Below are 19,142 nucleotides of genomic sequence, written 5' to 3'. Positions count from 1 at the left end.
GGGTGATGCGCGAATGTGCGTCGCCCAACGGACTAACGCTGTTTCCAGGAGAATTCCACGACTATGAAACTGAAATTATCATTACTTACCGCAGCGCTACTTTCTTCAAGCTTATTTTTATTACCAGAAACCGGTCATGCGCGCCTGCCGGTCGCCGTTGATGGCCAACAGCTGCCAACGCTGGCTCCAATGCTGGAAAAGGTCACCCCTGGGGTGGTCAGTATCCAGGTCTCTGGTGCCAAAGAAGTACGCCGACGCGTTGATCCATTTGATTTCTTTTTTGGTAACCCTGCCCCGCGCTCTCAAAAACGTCCCTTCAGTGGCCTAGGTTCCGGCGTCATCATAGATGCAGATGAAGGGTATGTGGTTACTAACAACCACGTTATCGACGAAGCAGACAACATCGTGGTCACCCTCAAAGATGGCCGGGAGTTTAAAGCTGAGCTGGTCGGTACAGACAAAGAATCAGATATTGCACTATTACAAATTGAAGGTGAGGATCTCACCGAAGTGAAGCTGGCAGACTCTGACAAACTCAGAGTCGGTGACTTCTCAGTGGCTATCGGTAACCCGTTTGGCCTCAGCCACACTGTGACCTCAGGCATCGTCAGTGCCCTGGGCCGCAGTGGACTAAACATCGAAGGGTACGAAGACTTTATTCAGACCGATGCCGCCATTAACCAAGGCAACTCAGGTGGTGCACTGGTTAATTTGCGCGGAGAACTCATCGGTATTAATACCGCGATCCTGGGTGCCTCAGGCGGGAATGTCGGCATTGGCTTTGCTATCCCCTCAAATATGATGAAAAACCTGGTCGACCAAATTATTGAATATGGCCAGGTACGTCGCGGCTCGCTGGGGATCCGAGGCCGTACATTGGACGCAGGCCTCGCCAAAGCACAGGGCTTTGATGTCAAACAAGGTGCCTTTGTTCAGGAGGTCGTTAAAGACTCCGCCGCAGATGAGGCAGGCATTAAAGCCAATGACGTGATCATCGCCCTTAATGGCGACAAGATTGAGAGCTTTGAAGAGCTGCGCGGTAAAATTGCGACCCTCGGCGAAGGTAAAAAAGTTAAGATTGACGTCTACCGTGATGGCGATACCCGTACGCTTAAGGTTGAATTAAAAGGTCAGAGTGAACAACGCGCCGAAGCCGACCGTATTCACCCGAGCCTGCAAGGCGCCGTACTGGAAAGCGGTGAACGTAACGGTAATCAGGGCATCGTCGTTGTCTCGGTTGAAGAGCGCTCACCTGCCGCCAGAGTGGGCCTGCAAGAAGGCGATGTGATTATGCAGGTCAACCGCCAACGTGTTGCCTCTGTGCGGGACATGAAACGCCTGATAGACGACATTCAGGGCAATATTGTACTGGGTATTAAACGTGGACGCGATTCAGTCTTTTACCTTATTCAGTAATGAACTAACGCCACTCCATTCACTATAGTTACGAAAACACAGCGACACTTGTCGCTGTGTTTTTATTTGTTTAGCGCAGTAAACAAACCACCTTAAGCGAACAAAAAGCGCAGTGAGAGCTTCTGTGAAATTTTCTATTCTTTTGTTCTGATGAGTAATTTTTTATACATCGGATGTTCGGCTTAACGCCCCAATCAGCTATGTATTAATGCAGATTGCTGTTAATTATGCCATTATTACCCTCTACACAGATAACTAGATAACAAATAACCGTGTTCAAATTACTCAAGCTTATTCTGCCTCCAGTCTTTGTCGGATTAGGTCTGGCATTGATCATCATCTGGTTCACGCCCGAATTGCGCCAGAATGCCCTGCGCCTTGACCTCAATGGTCATTACACAGCGCAGCATATGAGCTTTGCATCCGGTGTGAATCGCGCAGCCCCGGCCGTAGTATCGATTTTTTCTGAGAGCTTCAGTAATCAACCGAGATTCAAACGACAAAATACCGTCCAGGAACTCGGTTCTGGTGTGATCATGAGCCGTGAAGGCTATATCCTGACTAACTATCACGTTGTTAATAACGCCGATCAGATCATTGTGTTACTGCCGGATGGTCGTTTATTCAATGAAGTGCAACTGGTGGGGTATGACACCATTACGGATCTCGCGCTGTTAAAAATCAAGGCAGAGCATCTGCCCGTTATCCCGGTTGACGATGCCTTTACCCCGCAAGTCGGGGATGTCGTGCTGGCCATCGGTAACCCGTTAAACCTGGGACAAACCATCACTCAGGGGATCATCAGTGCGACCGGTAAGCAAACTCTGACTGACAGCCAGTACAACAGCCTGCTGCAAATGGATGCAGCGGTAAACATGGGCAACTCAGGTGGCGCGCTGGTCAATTCCAATGGCGATCTGGTCGGGATCACATCTGCACAATTCAGAGCCCGATACAATATCGATATTCAGGGCATTTCGTTTGCCGTGCCTTACTCGCTGGCTAAAGATGTAATGGCTAAATTGATCAAAGATGGCCGGGTGATCCGTGGCTATCTGGGTTTCAGAGGCACACCAGTCGACAATACCGGTCAGGAGGTGACAAATGTCTACACCACCATTGTGGGTTTACGGATCAGCGATTTGGACCCGCTGGGTCCTGCCTGGCAAGCCGGTATGAAAGAAAATGACATAGTCACAAAAGTAGCTGGTGAGCCCGTTAAAAATCCGCAGCAGACTTTGCGTAAGATAGGTAACACAGCACCAGGCACACAACTGGAGTTTGAGGTGTATCGGGGCAATCGTCACCTCACCTTTATGGTAGAAGTAGCAGAACTGGAAACCCCGATTTATTAACGACTTAAATGAATTTAAGGTAACAAAAAAGCGAGCATTGCTCGCTTTTTTGATCATACCTGTTCAGCCTAATTATGGCGTCGCTTTATCTTAGCACCCAGCTGACTAAGTTTATCCTCAATGCGCTGATAACCCCGGTCAACATGATAAATACGGTCAACCACAGTTTCACCTTCGGCCACAATCCCAGTTAAGATCAAACTGGCCGAAGCCCGCAGATCGGTCGCCATCACCTGTGCACCAGACAGAAATGCCGTTTCACCACAATACGCCGTGTTACCTTCAAGGCGAATATTTGCGCCCATACGTTGCAGTTCAGGGACATGCATAAAACGATTTTCAAAGATGGTTTCAGTGATGGTTGCACTGCCATTCGCGACCACATTCAGCGCGGTAAACTGTGCCTGCATATCGGTTGGAAAACCAGGGTGTGGCATCGTTTTGATATTCACCCCCTGCAATTCCCGGTCACGCATACTGACAAAAATGCTGTCTTGCGATACTTCAACCAGTGCATTTGCGTCGCGCAGTTTATCCAGCACAGGTTCCAGGCTGTGGTAATCTGTATTTTTACACAGCACTTCACCTTGACTCATCGCCGCTGCCACCAGGAAGGTGCCAGTCTCGATCCGGTCCGGGAGGATCTTGTGCTCACACCCTTGCAGGGCTTCTACCCCTTCGACTTCGATACGACTTGTACCAGCACCGGATATCTTGGCCCCCATGGCAACCAGGCACTCAGCCAAATTGACAATTTCAGGCTCGCGCGCGGCATTTTCCAGCACCGTTTTGCCCTCGGCCAATGTTGCTGCCATTAAGAGGTTTTCTGTCGCACCAACTGACACGGTTTCCATGAAGACTTCGGCACCATGCAAACGCTCACCTTGTGCGATGTGTGCATTAATATAGCCATTCTCAACACGAATGGTCGCGCCCATTTTTTCCAGGCCGGCAATGTGCAGATCCACAGGTCGTGCCCCAATGGCACAACCACCCGGTAATGATACTTGCGCTTTACCAAACCGAGCAAGAAGTGGCCCTAGCGCCAGCACGGATGCCCGCATCTGCTTAACGAGCTCATAAGGTGCCAGTACTTTATCAACCTTAGCACCATCAATTTCCAACAACTGACCGCGCCAGTTCACCTCAGCCCCTAAAGTGCGCAGTAAGGCTTCTGTAGTCCCTATATCCCTGAGTCTGGGTACATTGCTAAATGTGCTTTTTCCATCGGCCAGAATCGCCGCAAACAGAATTGGCAGGGCTGCATTTTTAGCCCCGGAAATAGTGACTTCACCGTTTAAAGTGGTGCCACCTTGGATAACAAACTGATCCATTGTGGCTCCAGATTATTGAGGTAAGATAAATTTGCGCTCGCGTTGCCACTCAGTTGGCGTAAAGGCTTTGATGCTGACAGCATGAATAGTGCCGTCTTTAATCACTTCCATCAGAGGGGCATAGACCATTTGCTCGCGCTTAACCCGGCGCAAATCTTCAAAGCAACCGCCAACAGCGATAACTTCATAATGACTGCCTTCTGATTTAACTTTGACTTCGTCAAGTTCCAGCGCTTCTTGTAGTAAAGCTTCGACTTGGTTTGTTTCCATTGGACTCACTCAAATAGGTTGCTGACCTGTCCCAGCGCCATCAGATTTTGTAGCTGGTCAGGCACGTTTTTTAACTCAAGACGCACGTCTTGCTGTTTTAATTTGCCTAAAGAGTGAATTAACCAAGCTAAGCCCGCGGTGTCAACCCTGGATACCTCAGAAAGGTCAAAATACAGGACTGACTGCGCATTTTCTAACAACTGGTTAAGAAGCGATTCATTTGTCAGGCTATCTCGAGTGAGTTCACCGACCACCGCGACTGTGTCAGCCGCGGGTTTATTAAATTGCAAATTAGGCATTGCCGTCGTCACCTCTAAACTGCACAGGCAGTTTGCTTTTCTTGTCCAGTAACTCAATCACACGCTCAATGCCCTGCTGGCGTAAAATGCCATGCAGTTCAGATTGCTTTGCATCAAGCAGGCTGATCCCTTCTGCCATCATGTCAAAGGCACGCCACTCACCATTACTGTCGCGACGCACTTTGAAATCAATTTTAATATCCGGTTTACCCGCTTCAATTATCTTGGTTTTAACTATGGCGATTTTATCACCATCAGCATCGCGGGCCGGTTCAAACTCAACTTTCTGATCCGTGTACTGAGTGAATACCCCTGCATAAGTCGCAACCAGATAAGATTTAAACACGTCGATAAACGTACGAATGTGCTCGATTGCCTGACGTTTCTCTTCTTTATCCTCAATGTTGCGGACTTTCTGAATGTGGCTGCCCAGTACGCGATAAGCGGCGTATTTGTAGTCGATATAAGGCAGTAGCTCTTCTTCCACAATCACGCGCAGGTGCTCTTTATCCAGCTCAATCTTATTCTGATCTTTGGTCACACGTTTAAAAGTATTGTCTGCAACTTGTTGCACCATAGTGTAAGGGTTGGTCATATCTACCTCGCTGGCAGATACTGTGGAGGCAAGTCCAATTAGAAAAACACTTGCGAAGAAACCCAAAACTTTCGCCATCATGGTCATTACTCACTACTTTGATTAAACAGGAATTGGCCAATCAGTTCTTCCAGAACCAATGCCGATTTGGTGTCCGTAATCATGTCACCATCTTTCAATGCGGCACTTTCAACGCCAAACAAATCGCCCAGGTCGAGCTCATCATTGCTTACCACTTCTTCACCCAGACAAGTCTGTTTAGCAGATTGAGATGCAATCACCGGAGAAATCCCCAGATACTGCTCACCCAAAATGCCTGACGTCAGGATCGACACTGATGTGGTATCCGAAAACTGACATTCATAATGGCTATCAATGCTCATGTTTACGACCGGTACAAATTCTTGCGGGTGGATGCTGATCCCCTCGACACGACCTATCACCACACCGCCGACTTTGATTGGCGCACGCGTTTTAAGCGAGCCGATGTTGTCAAATTTAGCCTGTAAAGTATAGGTTTCACCATTACCGCTGATCCCTGCATTGGCCACTTTTAGTGCCAGCATAACAAAGGCGGCCACGCCCAAAGCCACAAACAGGCCGACCAGTATTTCTATTTTCCGTGTATTCATGTTTCTACAAACCCTTAACTTGAAAACATCACTGCTGTCAGAACAAAATCGAAGCCCAGAACAGCGAGAGAAGAATGAACCACCGTTTCTGTGGTGGCTTTACTGATCCCCTCGGAAGTTGGGATACAGTCATACCCTTTGTATAGCGCAATCCAGGTCACGATGAGCGCAAATACAAAACTTTTAATCAGACCATTGACAATATCCTGCTCAAAAGACACCTGAGATTGCATAATGGACCAAAAGCTACCTGAATCGACCCCAAGCCAGTCAACACCAACCAGGTGTGCGCCGAGAATCGCAATAGCTGAGAAAATCAAGGCTAACAGCGGCATGCTGATAAAGCCTGCCCAAAAACGGGGAGAAATCACGCGCTTCAGTGGATCAATGGCCATCATCTCCAGACTGGATAGCTGCTCAGTGGCCTTCATCAGACCAATCTCTGCAGTCAATGCACTGCCCGCCCGACCGGCAAACAATAATGCAGTGACCACAGGTCCCAGTTCACGTAACAAACTCAGTGCCACCAGAGGCCCCAGACTGTCTTCTGCCCCATAGTCGACCAGTACTGTGTAGCCCTGTAGCGCCAGTACCATGCCGATAAACAGGCCTGATACCATAATAATAAGCAATGACTGATGGCCAACCATATACAGTTGACGGATCAGTAAAGGGCCACCTTTTCTGAAATTGGGCATGCTGCACAAAGCCCCCAATAACATACGAGTTGCCCGGCCTAACGACGCAAAGCGGCTCAGTGTTTTGTGACCTAACTTCTGCAAAAAATCCATCAATGGCTTCCTCCTGCCAGTAACTCATCCTCATACGGTGCCGCATCGAAATGGAATGGCACCGGCCCGTCGGAGTGGCCTTGCAGGAACTGCTGTACCAGTGGCGAGTCATGCGCCAACATTTGTTCAGGAGTACCACTACCAATCACGCCTTGTTCAGCGATGATAACGACATGATCGGCAATACTGAGTACTTCAGTTACATCGTGGGTGACGATTAAAGATGACAAGCCCAGCACTTCATTGAGTGATTTAATAAGACGGACCAGTACGCCCATCGATATCGGATCTTGCCCTGCAAATGGCTCATCATACATGATCAACTCAGGGTCAAGCGCAATGGCTCTGGCCAAAGCGGCACGCCGTGCCATGCCACCCGATAACTCAGATGGCATAAGATCGCGCGCACCACGCAAACCAACCGCCTGTAATTTCATCAGCACCACAAGACGAATTAATTCTTCACTGAGCTTAGTGTGCTCTCGGAGCGGAAAAGCAATGTTGTCAAATACAGACATGTCCGTAAACAAGGCACCACTTTGAAACAACATGCTCATTCGCTTGCGCGCCTGATACAGTGCCTGGCGGGACATAGATGGAATACTGTCACCAGAAAAGAGGATTTCCCCGCTATCGGGCTTAAGCTGACCACCGATCAGTCTTAGCATAGTGGTTTTACCAATACCACTGGGCCCCATAATGGCCGTAATTTTCCCTTTGGGGACGGAGAAACTCATATTTTTGTAGATTGTCCTTTCACCACGAGAAAAGGTCAAATCCCTGACTTCAACTATTGACTGCGTCAAGTCGCTCTCCACATCATACTTTTTTCAATTGTGGAATAATACGTTGTTTTGCTGTGAGATGGAAAACCCTTAATGGTAAAATTTTGTAATTGATTCGCCATATTTGTTGTGCGAAATAGGCGCCTCTCGGGGTTTTGTCCGCTCGCAAAAGCGATGACTTTATTTATACATTTGATGAGCGATTTGATACTATCTGCGCCATTGAATTTAGTAACTTGGCTTAGACTTCATGGTTTTATCGTTTGTCATACTCATTCTTGGATTCATTGCCCTGGTATGGAGTGCCGATCGCTTCGTATATGGCGCTGCGGCGCTGGCCAAAAACCTCGGGGTACCAACGTTAATTGTGGGTTTGACTATCGTTGCAATGGGCTCCTCAGCACCTGAAATGATGGTCGCTGCGCAAGCTGCGCTGGTTGACAAAACTGACACCGCTGTTGGTAATGCTGTTGGCTCCAACATCGCCAATATCCTCATGGTACTTGGTATCACCGCTTTATTGCGTCCACTGGCGGTTGGCTCCGGCATTTTAAAGCGTGAAATGCCGCTGTTGGTGGTCGTCTCACTGGCCGCGTGGTTGATCATCAGTGATAACCAGTTTAGCGCGCTGGAAGGCTGGCTGCTGTTAATTGGCTTCTTCGTGTTTATTGGTGGCCTAATCTATATCTCAAAAACAGGTAAAACCGACGAGGACGATCCGCTTATTTCAGAAGCATGTGATGAAGTCCCTAGTGATGTGCCCATGAGTAAAGCCATATTCTGGCTGGTTGTGGGGATGATTTTATTGCCCGTGAGTGCTGACTACCTGGTCGACGCAGCCGTCGACATTGCAAAATATTTTGGCATGAGCGACCTGCTGATCGGCCTGACAATTATCGCCATTGGAACCAGTTTGCCAGAGCTGGCCGCCTGTGTGGCCGGCGTGCTCAAAAATGAAGACGACCTGGTACTGGGTAATATTATTGGTTCAAACATCTTTAATATTCTGGCGGTGTTGTCCATTGCGGGGATCCTGAACCCGGCAACACTGGACAGCAATATCGCAAACCGGGATATCTATGTCATGCTCGGTGCAACAGCTGCGCTGGTGCTGATGAGTGTTAGCCTCAAAGGGCGCCGACAAATTAACCGTGTTGAAGGCGGGCTACTCCTTGGTGCATTCTGTGGTTATATGTACTTTATTATTTAAGGATTCAGCATGAGCACGCACAATTTTATTGGTTCTGCCAAACAGGTATTAGAAATCGAACAACAAGCGATTGTCGAAATTGCCCAGTATGTTGATGAACGATTTTCTGCGGCCTGTGAACTCATGTTGCAATGCCGTGGTCGAATCATAGTGATCGGCATGGGCAAGTCAGGTCATATTGGCAATAAAATCGCGGCGACACTGGCCAGCACGGGCACGCCGGCATTTTTTGTTCACCCTGGTGAGGCCAGCCACGGTGATTTAGGTATGATCACGGCTGATGATGTGGTTTTGCTGATCTCTAACTCAGGTGAGACGCACGAAGTATTGGCCATCGTGCCGGTAATCAAGCGCATTGGCGCACAAATCATCAGTATGACGGGTAACCCCGAGTCGAATATGGCCAAGCTGGCGGATATTCATTTGTGCATTAAAGTCTCCAAAGAAGCTTGCCCGTTAGGGCTTGCACCAACGGCCAGCACCACAGCCACTCTGGTCATGGGCGACGCCTTAGCTGTGGCACTGCTCGAAGCCCGCGGCTTCACGGCAGATGATTTTGCCTTGTCCCATCCGGGAGGCAGTCTGGGTAAGCGTCTGTTGTTGACACTGGCAGATGTAATGCATTCGGGCAAAGCGGTGCCCGTTGTCTCGCAAGGCTGCACGGTGACCGATGCCTTGTTTGAGATGTCAGGCAAGGGCCTGGGCATGACCACCATCGTCGATGCACAGGGGCAGTTACAGGGCTTGTTCACAGATGGTGATTTACGCCGTATTATCGAGCAAAGACTGGATTTACACAGCTCCCCGATAGATGCAGTCATGACAAAACACTGTACGACAGTGACACAAGATATGTTGGCTGCTGAAGCGTTGCATATCATGGAGAAGAAACGCATCAATGGCCTGATTGTCATTGATGAGCAAAATTGCCCAATCGGCGCGTTAAATATGCAGGATTTGCTGCGAGCAGGAGTGTTATAAATGCTGTTTTCCGACCTATATCAACCCATCGACGATACCGTTATACAAAAAGCGCAGGCGATTAAGCTGCTGATCTGCGACATCGATGGGGTATTTTCTGATGGCCGCATCTATTTGGGCAATCAGGGAGAGGAGCTAAAAGCATTTAACACCAAAGATGGTTTCGGCATTAAAGCCCTGATCAATGGCGGCGTTGAAGTGGCTGTGATCACGGGACGTCATTCACACATTGTTCAGCAGCGTATGACTAACCTCAACGTTAAGCACATCTATCAGGGTATGGAAGACAAGTTGCAAGGCTATGCTGAATTGAAAGACAAATTACAGCTGGCGGACCACGAGATAGCCTATATTGGCGATGATGCACCCGACTTACCAGTGATGCTCAAAGTCGGTCTGTCTGTGGCCGTGCAAGACGCTCACCCTATGGTGGTCCGCGCAGCCGATTACAAAACGGTGTTACCCGGCGGGTTTGGTGCTGTTCGAGAGCTGACTGACTTACTGTTGCTCTGCCAGGGCAAATCATTGGGTTATGAAGGCAGTAGCGTATGACCGTACTTCGCGCCTTATTGCTCGTTGTATTCAGCCTCACCATGTTATGGCTGTGGTATCCCTATTTAACGCAATCGGGCCAGGTCGCGCCGCGCTCAGAAGAAGTGCTGGCCAAGCCAGATTATGTCGCCATCGATCTGAAGCAAACCAATTACGCCGAAAATGGGCAGCTCAGTTATCAGATTACCGCAGACAAAATGGAGCTCTATCAGGAGCTGGGGTTTAGCCACTTTACTGCGCCTATCTTTACACTGCACAACGATCAACAAAACTGGCAACTCAAGGCCAATGAAGCCACCTTATATGGTAACAATACCCTGATCCTGGAGGGTAAAGTACAAGCAACAAACCTGACGGCCGATGCCATGATAAAGCACATCAACGCCGATCACGTGCAAGTCGATATTAACGAAAAGCACATGCGCTCTGAACACCCGGTAGAAATTACCGGCCCAAACTTAACGATTTCAGGGAAAGGCTTAGTGGCCGATCTCAACACAGAAATCATTGAACTCATCAACCACACTGAAACAATTTATTATGAGCAATAAATTAACCTGTTCCCTGATCTTACTGTGCACTTTAAGTGCATTTCATCCTGCGGCTTATGCAGAAAATACAGCGGCTGATCAGGTCATTATCAGTTCGGGCACACAGCTGGCCCAGTTGCAAACCAATATTGGCGTGTTCGAAGAAAACGTCGAAATCATTCACGGTGACCGAAAAATTCTGGCCGATCGCCTCGAAGTACACCGTAGGGAAGAACTGGGTAAAAATAAGCAACTGCTGGTTGCAACAGGCAGTCCGGCAATATTTCAGGAACGCCAAGCGGATGGTACGTTATTGAAGGCCAGCGCCAAAGAAGTGCGCTATGATGTCGCAAATCGCATGCTCACCATCAAAGGCGGTGCAGAGATCAGTCAGGCAGGACAAAAAATCAGCGCGCAAACTATCGTTTATGATATGGAAAAGAAGCTGATCAGCGCACAGCGCGGGGAGCAAGAACAAAACCGCGTGAGAACCATTCTGTTACCTGAAAAAGAGAACCCCCAACAACCACAAGAGAAGGGGAATCCGTGAGTAAATTAACCGCCACCGCACTGGCCAAAAGTTATAAGGGCAGACAGGTTGTTAAAAACGTTGAGTTAAGCGTTGAAGCTGGCAGTATTGTTGGCCTCCTTGGCCCAAATGGTGCAGGTAAAACCACCACTTTTTATATGATTGTCGGATTGGTGCCCAGTGACAAGGGCAGCATACACATCGACGAACAAGACATTACCTTATTGCCGATGCACAGCCGGGCAAGACTAGGTATTGGTTACCTGCCACAAGAGTCCTCTATTTTTCGCAAGCTGACCGTCTATCAAAACCTGATGGCCATTTTAGAAACCCGTAAAGAGCTGAATAAAGAACAACGAGAAGTCATCCTCAATGAACTGTTAGATGAGTTTAATATCCAGCATATTCGCGATAGCCAGGGTATGGCGCTATCGGGCGGTGAACGACGCCGGGTAGAAATTGCCCGTGCCCTTGCGGCAGATCCAAAATTTATCTTATTAGATGAGCCTTTCGCTGGCGTTGATCCCATTTCAGTGTTAGATATAAAGAAAATTATAGAGCACCTGAAAAACCGTGGGATAGGCGTACTGATCACCGACCACAACGTGCGTGAAACGCTGGACGTCTGTGAGAAAGCTTATATAGTGTCACATGGTGAACTGATAGCAGCAGGCACCCCGGAGCATGTTCTGGCCGATCAAACTGTGCGGGATGTCTACCTAGGTGAGCAATTCAGGCTATAGTTATAAAATTAGAAGTAAATAACAAAAAGGATTGTTAGAGATACATGAGGCAATCGCTACAGCTGCGCATGGGGCAGCAACTGACAATGACACCACAACTGCAGCAGGCTATTCGTCTGTTACAGTTGAGTACGCTAGATCTCCAACAAGAAATCCAAGAAGCGCTTGATAGCAACCCTTTGTTGGAAGTGGAAGAAGGTGAGTCTGAATCACAAGACAATGAAACTCAGTCCAAGTCGGATTCCGATTTGGAACAACCTACAACGAGTGACAACGACAGCTATGAAGAGGCGGCTGTCAGCGACTACGAACAAGACAGCGATGCTGCACTGAACAAAGACACCGTCAGCGACGATTTGGCAATGGACGTAACCTGGGACGAGTACATCAGTGCTGCCCCGGCAAGCAGTTCAGGCCCAATGCCAGAAGACGAAACCATTTACCAGGGTAAAACCACTGAAACATTGCAAGAGTACCTGATGTGGCAGCTGGAACTGACGCCTTTTAGCCCTACAGACAGAGCCATCGCCCTTGCAATTGTAGAAGCAGTTGACGATGCTGGTCTGTTGACCATCAGCTGCGAAGACATCGTCGATAGCATGAATCAGGACAACGATGAAGAGCCGATTGAGCAGGATGAAGTAGAGGCCGTACTGAAACGGATCCAATTATTTGATCCTGTTGGGATTGCGGCACGCAGCCTGCAAGAATGCCTGTGCATTCAGCTCAACCAGTTTGACCCAAACACCCCTTGGCTTGCACAGACCAAAGAAATCCTGACTGAGCACATCGATCTGTTAGCCAGCCGGGATTACCGCACTTTGATGAAAAAAACCAAACTCAAAGAAGCGGATCTGAAAGAAGTAATGACCCTGATCCACGGCCTAAACCCGAAACCCGCCGCGAGCATAGTACAGGAAGAAGCAGACTATGTGATCCCGGATGTGTCGGTTAAAAAAGTGAAAGGTCGCTGGGTTGTTGAACTCAATCCCGATTCAATGCCAAAAATTAGAGTGAATGACCACTACGCTGCTATGTCCCGTTCAGTCAAGTCGAGCACAGACAGTCAGTTTATTCGTTCACACCTGCAAGAGGCAAAATGGTTCATCAAGAGCCTGGAAAGCCGCAATGAAACTTTATTAAAAGTTACTAATTGCATTGTGCAGCAACAACAGGCATTCTTTGAACATGGCCCCGAGGCAATGAAGCCGATGGTACTGAATGATGTGGCCGAAATGGTCGACATGCATGAGTCCACGATTTCACGTGTAACAACGCAAAAGTATATGCACACGCCACGCGGTATCTATGAGTTGAAGTATTTCTTCTCAAGCCATGTCAGCACTGAAAACGGAGGAGAATGCTCTTCGACTGCAATCAGAGCATTGATCAAAAAGCTAATTGCCGCGGAAAACACTGCTAAACCATTGAGTGACAGCAAGATTGCGGATGTATTGGCAGATCAAGGGATCAAAGTGGCTAGACGTACAATTGCCAAATACCGAGAGTCTTTGGCTATCCCACCGTCCAATCAGCGCAAAAGCCTGATTTAGACGTAACTACAGAAGGAAAATGCTTATGCAACTAAATTTAACTGGTCGACATGTAGAAATCACCGATTCGTTAAGAGACTATGTAACAAACAAGTTTGCGAAGCTAGAAAGGCACTTTGATCACATCAATAATGTGCATGTTATCCTAGATGTCGAAAAGCTCATCCAAAAAGCAGAAGCCACATTACATGTGAACGGGGGAGAAATTTTTGCCTCAACCGAACACCGGGATATGTATGCCGCAATAGACGGACTTATCGATAAGCTTGACCGCCAGGTGATCAAGCACAAAGAGAAGCTAACTCGACACTAATCATGAAACTAAGCTCATTGATTTCACAGGACTGCAGCAAAGCTGCGGTCCTTTTTAATAGTAAGAAACGTATTTTAGAGTACATCAGTGAGTTGGCTCAAAGCCAGCTTCCAGACAGTAATGCCCATGATATCCTTGATGCACTGTTGAGCCGCGAAAAACTCGGAAGTACGGGGATAGGAAAAGGGATTGCACTGCCCCATGGCCGCATGCCAGGCATAGATAAAGTGGTTGCTATGCTGCTTGTTAATCAGCAAGGCATTGCCTTTGATGCCATTGACAATCAACCCGTCGACATTTTTGTGGCACTCATCGTACCCGAGGGAGAAAATCAACAACATTTGCAGACCTTAGCAACGATCGCTGATAAACTTAAAAACAAGGTGTTTTGTAAACGTATCAGGCAAGCTCACAATGATCAGGAGTTATTCTCGATAATTGAAGAGTTTGACAACTAACGGAGAGTTTCTGTGCAGTTAATTATTGTCAGTGGTCGTTCTGGCTCAGGAAAATCGGTCGCTCTGCGCGTGCTGGAAGACTTGGGTTATTACTGCGCCGATAATATCCCGGTCAACTTGCTGCCCGCATTAGTGCGCAGTGTGTCAGACAGCTATGATAAAATTGCTGTGAGCGTTGACGTACGTAACCTGCCAAAAGATCAGCAAGAACTCGACGATATTTTGGAATACCTACCCGGATTTGCAGAACCCAATATATTCTATCTGGACAGCGAAGATCAGATCCTGATCCGTCGCTTTTCAGAAACACGCCGCCTACATCCGCTGTCACTGGCAGATCTGTCATTGGACAAAGCGATTAAAAAAGAAAAAGAACTGCTTGACCCACTTATCCGCCGCGCTAATATCACCATTGATACCACAGACATGAGTATCCACCAGCTGGCAGAGCGTATCCGGGAAAAGATCCTCGGTAAAAAAGACAAGCAATTAATCATCACCTTTGAGTCCTTTGGTTTTAAACATGGTATTCCAAAAGAAGCCGATTACGTGTTTGATGCGCGCTTTTTGCCGAACCCACACTGGGAACCAGAACTTAAGCCCTTAACCGGTTTAGATAAGCCTGTTATTGACTACCTGTCTAGCCACAGCTTAGTGCAAAAATTTACCTGGCAGATCCAGACCTTTGTGCAAACCTGGCTGCCACACCTTGAGCGTAATAACCGCAGCTACCTGACCATTTCGATTGGCTGTACTGGTGGACAGCACCGCTCAGTGTATCTTGCTCAGACGTTAGGTGAGCGTTTTGCTCGTACCCACAGTAATGTGAAGATCCATCACCGCGAACAAGAAAAATGACACAACGCTTTGAAGATACCTTTCTGATCCAGAATAAACTGGGTCTACACGCTCGTGCAGCCAGTGTGCTGGCAGAACTCTCCGCACAGTTCGATGCCAACATCACCCTGTTTCAGGGCAGTAAAGAAGCAGAGGGTGACAGTGTGCTGGCTTTATTGCTGCTGGAAAGTAGCCAGGGCAAAGAGATCAAAGTTGTCTGCGAAGGCCCGGATGCAGAGCGTGCGTTACATGCCATTGGTAGCCTTATTGCCGATAAGTTTAACGAATCAGAGTAGCACCTCTTCACTTTTCCCCTATTTTCCAGACACAAAACCACCGCTTCCTGACGGTTACCTTCGCTTTTTTTAGATATACCAATTGATATTAAAACAGCTATAATTATCATAAGCCTATAATCAATGCGCCATATACTCATGACAAGCCTACTTGTCGACTATCCAACCTGGGATGCCTATGCCTGAAGCTTTTGAACAAGACTACACACTGGAGCTATTACAACAAGTTACGAATGCCCTTAACAGTGGTCAGTTTGTTCAAGTCAGGCGCACCTTAGCCGAGATTCCTCCCTGCGACACCGCATTATTGCTTGAGTCTTCCCCACATAAAATCAGAACCCTGCTGTGGCAATTAGTCGACCCGGATATACAGGGTGACGTACTCGAAGAACTGTCTGAAGATGTGAGACTCAGCATCATCGCCAAAATGGAGCCAGAGCTGATCGCTGCGGCAACGGAAGACATGGATGATGATGATCTCGGTGAAGTCCTGAGAAGTTTGCCAGATCCCGTCTATCAGGACGTTATTGGTGCCATGGACTCGCAAGACAGAGCCCGTGCAACCCAGGCTCTGTCTTATGTCGAGCATTCCGCAGGCGCATTGATGAACACAGATACAGTAACGATCCGCCCGGATGTGTCACTGGATGTCGTGTTACGTTATCTGCGCCTCAAAGGGGAACTCCCTGATGGCACCGATGACCTGTACGTAGTAGACAAAGACAATTGCTTTTTGGGCTCTCTGCCGATCAGTGTGCTGTTAACCAGTCAGCCAGACAAACTGGTTAACGAGTTGATGAATGAAGAGCGTGAAACCATTCCCATCTCAATGGACGAAAGCGATGTCGCTCAGTTGTTTGAGCGGCATAACTGGATCTCTGCACCGGTCGTAGACGACAACGCACATTTGCTGGGACGTATCACCATCGATGACATCGTTGATGTTATTCGTGAGGACGCCGAACACAGCCTGATGAGTATGGCCGGTCTCGACGATGAAGAAGATACCTTTGCGCCGGTCTGGAAAAGTAGCCGTCGCCGTTCAATCTGGCTGGGGATCAACCTGCTTACAGCGCTGATGGCCGCTTTCGTTGCCAGCTTTTTCGAAGGCACCTTAGATATTTTACCGATACTCGCAGTATTGAATGGCATAGTCCCCAGCATGGGAGGAGTGGCCGGCAGTCAAACCCTGACTTTGGTGATCCGTGGTATTGCGCTGGGACACGTGAACGCCACTAACCAGCGCTTCTTGCTGGGTAAAGAGCTGGCCATTGGCGCCTTGAATGGGTTGCTCTGGTCGTTGTTGATTGCAGGTGTAATAGCCCTTTGGCAATGGGACTTTGTACTCGGGGGTGTGATTGCCTTCGCGATGTTTATGAACCTGGTTGCAGCGGGTATAGCAGGCGCCAGCATCCCGCTCATACTAAAAAGAATGAATATCGACCCAGCACTGGCAGGCAGTGTTGTACTGACCACAGTCACCGACATCGTAGGCATTTTTGCCTTCCTCGGCACAGCAACCTGGCTGCTTGTCTAAGCAGCCAAACGCATACAACTATGGGTTACTGACCTGCAATTTGCATATTCTCTATCAGTACCGAGCCAGTTTGAACAGCACCGCGGGTTTCAATGTCTCCCCCAATCGCCTGAATTGACTTGAACATATCCTTAAGGTTACCTGCAATGGTGATCTCACTGACCGGATATTGGATCTCGCCATTTTCAACCCAGAAACCGGCAGCGCCGCGTGAGTAGTCACCGGTTACCGTATTAACCCCCTGCCCCATTAGCTCAGTCACTAATAAGCCACGCCCCATGGTCCGCAGCAACGCGGCCAGGTCCGGCTCGGTAGCCTGTACCAGCCAGTTGTGGATCCCACCAGCATGGCCCGTACTGCGCATACCAAGGCGTCTAGCTGCGTAGCTTGGCAACAGATAGGTCTCAAGTACGCCTCCTTTGATGATATCACGCTCAGTGGTCTGTACGCCTTCAGCGTCAAACGGACTCGATGCCAGTGCCTGCAACAAGTGTGGCTGCTCTTTGATCGACACACAAGACGAAAAAACGTCAGTGCCCAAACTATCCAGCAAAAAACTCGACTTGCGATACAAAGCACCACCACCAATGGCGGATACCAGATGCCCAAACAGGCTATTGGCAATATCAGCACGAAATACGACCGGTACCCGCATGGTTTCCAGCTTACGACTGTTTAATTTAGCCAGCGTCGATTCTGCTGCCTCTATGCCCACCGCTTTGGCATCTCTCAACTGTGTATGCACACGTGTAATGGAATAAGCATTATCTCGTTGCATCACCCCATTTTCTTCGCCAATCACCATAGTACTTAAGGTGTGTCGGGTACGCGGAAACCCGGCCAGAAAACCATGGCTGTTGCCGTAAACGCGCAGGCCCTGATGGCTGGCGACGCTGGCCCCATCCGAGTTAACAATGCGCTCGTCGTAATTCAACGCCGCCTGCTCTGCTTCAAGACAGCGTTTCACACCTTCTTCAGGCGTCAGTGACCAGGGATGGAAGAGGTCTAAATCAGGCACCACCTCAGGCATTAATTCAGCATCAGCCACACCATTACAGGGATCATCTGATGTAAACTTGGCTATTTCGACCGCCTTTTCCACCACCGAGCGTAACGCTTTTGGACCGAGATCGGCCGTCGAAGCAGAGCCTTTGTGTTGACCAACGTAAACACTCAGCCCCAGGCCACCATCCTGATTAAATTCAATCGTTTCAACTTCTCCCATGCGGGTGCTGACTGACAAACCAGAAGTACGGCTCATCGATGCCTCAGCAGACGTCGCCCCCAGTTGCTTTGCATAGTCCAAAACATCAGACACGGCTTGTTTTACTTCATCAATTTGCGTCCAAATGGGATCTTGTTGCTGGCTCATGTTTTTATTCCACAAATCATAGTACTGCTATAATCCTAACACAGCCTGCGCCGATGCGCTGTGACTCACGCAAAGATTCTGTATGAGACCCTGGGCAAGTTGCGCATTCATGTATGCATTACTGCTTTTTCTGACTTCTGATATAATCTGATCATCAATAACTGAAGTAAGTGCGGTAACATGGCCAAAAAACCTACCCAAGAGCCAGAAGAAGAGATCATTTACGTCTCAAAAAGCGAGTTAAAGCGTGATGCACAGCAATACCATCAACTAGGCGTTGATATCGCGCAATTAGGTAAAAAACAAAGAGAAAAGCTGCCACTCTCTGCTGAGCTGGTTGCAGCGATGGAACTGGCAGACAAGCTGCGCGGCAAACACGATGCCTACCGCCGTCATCTGAACTTTATTGCCAAACAACTGCGTACCACCAGCAATGTAGAAGACTTACAGCAAGGTCTGGATCTGTTACTTAACAGAAACAACCAGGCAGATGTCCTGCTTAATCAAGTAGAACAGCTCAGAGATGAACTGATAGCCAAGGGGGATGAAAAGATCAATACCCTGCTTGAAGCACACCCGACGCTGGAACGCCAAAAGCTCAGACAACTGGTTCGTCAGGCGAAAAAAGAGCATCAGGCAGAGAAGCCCGGAAAAGGTTCTAAAGAGCTATTTCAATTACTCAAAGAGCTGATCCTGCCATAAGCAGAGTAATAGAGCGCCTCGCAGTATCACGCAATTTGGCTGTGATACTGCG

23 protein-coding genes are annotated in these 19,142 nt (G+C 48.4%); 15 read left to right on the top strand and 8 right to left on the bottom strand.

The annotated features are described in order from the left end of the window. The first annotated feature begins 63 nt into the window (after positions 1-63). Positions 64-1,416, top strand: coding sequence for a DegQ family serine endoprotease (locus QNM19_RS11065; protein ID WP_010386607.1), 1,353 nt, complete (start codon positions 64-66; stop codon positions 1,414-1,416). Positions 1,417-1,688: 272 nt separating this feature from the next. Further along, a complete protein-coding gene (locus QNM19_RS11060) occupies positions 1,689-2,771 on the top strand; it encodes a trypsin-like peptidase domain-containing protein (RefSeq protein ID WP_049862866.1) in 1,083 nt (360 codons plus the stop codon). Positions 2,772-2,839: 68 nt separating this feature from the next. Here QNM19_RS11060 and murA read toward each other — a convergent pair whose 3' ends face one another. From murA to QNM19_RS11025, 7 genes are read right to left on the bottom strand one after another with little or no spacing between them, the layout of a single operon-like run. Next, the gene (gene murA / locus QNM19_RS11055; RefSeq protein WP_049862867.1) at positions 2,840-4,105 is read right to left on the bottom strand and encodes a UDP-N-acetylglucosamine 1-carboxyvinyltransferase; all 1,266 of its coding nucleotides are present in this window, start codon (positions 4,103-4,105) and stop codon (positions 2,840-2,842) included. Between the two features lie 12 nt (positions 4,106-4,117). Beyond that, entirely contained in the window at positions 4,118-4,375 is a 258-nt protein-coding gene (locus QNM19_RS11050) for a BolA family protein (RefSeq protein ID WP_010386610.1), read from the bottom strand. A 5-nt stretch (positions 4,376-4,380) separates the two neighbouring features. After that, positions 4,381-4,674 carry an STAS domain-containing protein gene (locus QNM19_RS11045; RefSeq protein ID WP_010386611.1) on the bottom strand — a complete coding sequence of 98 codons (294 nt, stop codon included), beginning with the start codon at positions 4,672-4,674 and terminating at the stop codon, positions 4,381-4,383. After that, positions 4,667-5,350: an MlaC/ttg2D family ABC transporter substrate-binding protein gene (locus tag QNM19_RS11040; RefSeq protein WP_197094208.1), complete on the bottom strand. Its 684-nt coding sequence runs from the start codon at positions 5,348-5,350 to the stop codon at positions 4,667-4,669. The genes QNM19_RS11045 and QNM19_RS11040 overlap by 8 nt, the downstream gene beginning before the upstream one ends. Positions 5,351-5,355: 5 nt before the next feature. Further along, positions 5,356-5,901 (bottom strand): outer membrane lipid asymmetry maintenance protein MlaD, encoded by a 546-nt coding sequence (mlaD, locus tag QNM19_RS11035; RefSeq protein WP_010386613.1) that lies wholly within the window; start codon positions 5,899-5,901, stop codon positions 5,356-5,358. A gap of 14 nt (positions 5,902-5,915) precedes the next feature. After that, on the bottom strand, positions 5,916-6,695 hold the full coding sequence (gene mlaE, locus QNM19_RS11030) for a lipid asymmetry maintenance ABC transporter permease subunit MlaE (protein ID WP_049862868.1): 780 nt from the start codon (positions 6,693-6,695) through the stop codon (positions 5,916-5,918). Further along, entirely contained in the window at positions 6,692-7,498 is an 807-nt protein-coding gene (locus QNM19_RS11025) for an ATP-binding cassette domain-containing protein (RefSeq protein WP_081694300.1), read from the bottom strand. Before QNM19_RS11025 ends, mlaE begins: the two co-directional genes overlap by 4 nt. Before the next feature lie 229 nt (positions 7,499-7,727). Between QNM19_RS11025 and QNM19_RS11020 the strand changes: the two genes are divergently transcribed. The 12 genes from QNM19_RS11020 to mgtE all read left to right on the top strand — a co-directional run bounded on the left by QNM19_RS11020 (position 7,728) and on the right by mgtE (position 17,016). Further along, positions 7,728-8,687 (top strand): calcium/sodium antiporter, encoded by a 960-nt coding sequence (locus tag QNM19_RS11020; protein WP_049862869.1) that lies wholly within the window; start codon positions 7,728-7,730, stop codon positions 8,685-8,687. 9 nt (positions 8,688-8,696) lie between these two features. Further along, on the top strand, positions 8,697-9,668 hold the full coding sequence (locus QNM19_RS11015) for a KpsF/GutQ family sugar-phosphate isomerase (RefSeq protein ID WP_049862870.1): 972 nt from the start codon (positions 8,697-8,699) through the stop codon (positions 9,666-9,668). Then, positions 9,669-10,220 carry a 3-deoxy-manno-octulosonate-8-phosphatase KdsC gene (gene kdsC, locus QNM19_RS11010; RefSeq protein WP_049862871.1) on the top strand — a complete coding sequence of 184 codons (552 nt, stop codon included), beginning with the start codon at positions 9,669-9,671 and terminating at the stop codon, positions 10,218-10,220. Beyond that, positions 10,217-10,771 carry an LPS export ABC transporter periplasmic protein LptC gene (gene lptC, locus QNM19_RS11005; RefSeq protein WP_049862872.1) on the top strand — a complete coding sequence of 185 codons (555 nt, stop codon included), beginning with the start codon at positions 10,217-10,219 and terminating at the stop codon, positions 10,769-10,771. Before kdsC ends, lptC begins: the two co-directional genes overlap by 4 nt. Then, a complete protein-coding gene (gene lptA, locus QNM19_RS11000) occupies positions 10,761-11,300 on the top strand; it encodes a lipopolysaccharide transport periplasmic protein LptA (protein WP_049862873.1) in 540 nt (179 codons plus the stop codon). The genes lptC and lptA overlap by 11 nt, the downstream gene beginning before the upstream one ends. Next, positions 11,297-12,022, top strand: coding sequence for an LPS export ABC transporter ATP-binding protein (gene lptB, locus QNM19_RS10995; RefSeq protein ID WP_010386628.1), 726 nt, complete (start codon positions 11,297-11,299; stop codon positions 12,020-12,022). Before lptA ends, lptB begins: the two co-directional genes overlap by 4 nt. A gap of 44 nt (positions 12,023-12,066) precedes the next feature. Then, positions 12,067-13,575, top strand: a complete 1,509-nt coding sequence (locus tag QNM19_RS10990) for an RNA polymerase factor sigma-54 (protein WP_049862874.1) — start codon at positions 12,067-12,069, stop codon at positions 13,573-13,575. Between the two features lie 25 nt (positions 13,576-13,600). Then, entirely contained in the window at positions 13,601-13,888 is a 288-nt protein-coding gene (gene hpf, locus QNM19_RS10985) for a ribosome hibernation promoting factor (RefSeq protein WP_010386630.1), read from the top strand. Between the two features lie 2 nt (positions 13,889-13,890). Further along, positions 13,891-14,346: a PTS sugar transporter subunit IIA gene (locus tag QNM19_RS10980; RefSeq protein WP_010386631.1), complete on the top strand. Its 456-nt coding sequence runs from the start codon at positions 13,891-13,893 to the stop codon at positions 14,344-14,346. Between the two features lie 12 nt (positions 14,347-14,358). Next, entirely contained in the window at positions 14,359-15,204 is an 846-nt protein-coding gene (gene rapZ / locus QNM19_RS10975) for an RNase adapter RapZ (protein ID WP_010386634.1), read from the top strand. Next, complete coding sequence (locus QNM19_RS10970; RefSeq protein ID WP_049862875.1) at positions 15,201-15,479, top strand: HPr family phosphocarrier protein; 279 nt, start codon at positions 15,201-15,203, stop codon at positions 15,477-15,479. The genes rapZ and QNM19_RS10970 overlap by 4 nt, the downstream gene beginning before the upstream one ends. Positions 15,480-15,657: 178 nt before the next feature. Beyond that, on the top strand, positions 15,658-17,016 hold the full coding sequence (mgtE, locus tag QNM19_RS10965) for a magnesium transporter (protein ID WP_010386636.1): 1,359 nt from the start codon (positions 15,658-15,660) through the stop codon (positions 17,014-17,016). A 25-nt stretch (positions 17,017-17,041) separates the two neighbouring features. Here mgtE and pmbA read toward each other — a convergent pair whose 3' ends face one another. Then, entirely contained in the window at positions 17,042-18,388 is a 1,347-nt protein-coding gene (gene pmbA / locus QNM19_RS10960) for a metalloprotease PmbA (RefSeq protein WP_284026700.1), read from the bottom strand. 180 nt (positions 18,389-18,568) lie between these two features. Here pmbA and yjgA point away from each other — a divergent pair, with 180 nt between their 5' ends. After that, complete coding sequence (gene yjgA / locus QNM19_RS10955; RefSeq protein ID WP_049862876.1) at positions 18,569-19,090, top strand: ribosome biogenesis factor YjgA; 522 nt, start codon at positions 18,569-18,571, stop codon at positions 19,088-19,090. Positions 19,091-19,142: the final 52 nt, after the last annotated feature.

Origin of the sequence: Pseudoalteromonas ardens (genome assembly GCF_030125445.1) — a bacterium.
GTDB classification, from domain to species: Bacteria; Pseudomonadota; Gammaproteobacteria; order Enterobacterales; family Alteromonadaceae; genus Pseudoalteromonas; species Pseudoalteromonas ardens.
Note: the sequence above shows the minus strand (reverse complement) of the source record. Positions and strands in the feature narration are given on the sequence as shown.

Bases quoted from the DNA above. Each gene is read 5' to 3' on its own strand.
- yjgA (WP_049862876.1), top strand. From the start codon at position 18,569: ATGGCCAAAAAACCTACCCAAGAGCCAGAAGAAGAGATCATTTACGTC.
- QNM19_RS11050 (WP_010386610.1), bottom strand. From the start codon at position 4,375: ATGGAAACAAACCAAGTCGAAGCTTTACTACAAGAAGCGCTGGAACTT.
- lptC (WP_049862872.1), top strand. From the start codon at position 10,217: ATGACCGTACTTCGCGCCTTATTGCTCGTTGTATTCAGCCTCACCATG.
- murA (WP_049862867.1), bottom strand. From the start codon at position 4,105: ATGGATCAGTTTGTTATCCAAGGTGGCACCACTTTAAACGGTGAAGTC.
- pmbA (WP_284026700.1), bottom strand. From the start codon at position 18,388: ATGAGCCAGCAACAAGATCCCATTTGGACGCAAATTGATGAAGTAAAA.
- mgtE (WP_010386636.1), top strand. From the start codon at position 15,658: ATGCCTGAAGCTTTTGAACAAGACTACACACTGGAGCTATTACAACAA.
- QNM19_RS10990 (WP_049862874.1), top strand. From the start codon at position 12,067: ATGAGGCAATCGCTACAGCTGCGCATGGGGCAGCAACTGACAATGACA.
- QNM19_RS11045 (WP_010386611.1), bottom strand. From the start codon at position 4,674: ATGCCTAATTTGCAATTTAATAAACCCGCGGCTGACACAGTCGCGGTG.
- QNM19_RS10970 (WP_049862875.1), top strand. From the start codon at position 15,201: ATGACACAACGCTTTGAAGATACCTTTCTGATCCAGAATAAACTGGGT.
- QNM19_RS11015 (WP_049862870.1), top strand. From the start codon at position 8,697: ATGAGCACGCACAATTTTATTGGTTCTGCCAAACAGGTATTAGAAATC.
- QNM19_RS10980 (WP_010386631.1), top strand. From the start codon at position 13,891: ATGAAACTAAGCTCATTGATTTCACAGGACTGCAGCAAAGCTGCGGTC.
- kdsC (WP_049862871.1), top strand. From the start codon at position 9,669: ATGCTGTTTTCCGACCTATATCAACCCATCGACGATACCGTTATACAA.
- QNM19_RS11040 (WP_197094208.1), bottom strand. From the start codon at position 5,350: ATGATGGCGAAAGTTTTGGGTTTCTTCGCAAGTGTTTTTCTAATTGGA.
- QNM19_RS11020 (WP_049862869.1), top strand. From the start codon at position 7,728: ATGGTTTTATCGTTTGTCATACTCATTCTTGGATTCATTGCCCTGGTA.
- hpf (WP_010386630.1), top strand. From the start codon at position 13,601: ATGCAACTAAATTTAACTGGTCGACATGTAGAAATCACCGATTCGTTA.
- mlaD (WP_010386613.1), bottom strand. From the start codon at position 5,901: ATGAATACACGGAAAATAGAAATACTGGTCGGCCTGTTTGTGGCTTTG.
- lptA (WP_049862873.1), top strand. From the start codon at position 10,761: ATGAGCAATAAATTAACCTGTTCCCTGATCTTACTGTGCACTTTAAGT.
- QNM19_RS11065 (WP_010386607.1), top strand. From the start codon at position 64: ATGAAACTGAAATTATCATTACTTACCGCAGCGCTACTTTCTTCAAGC.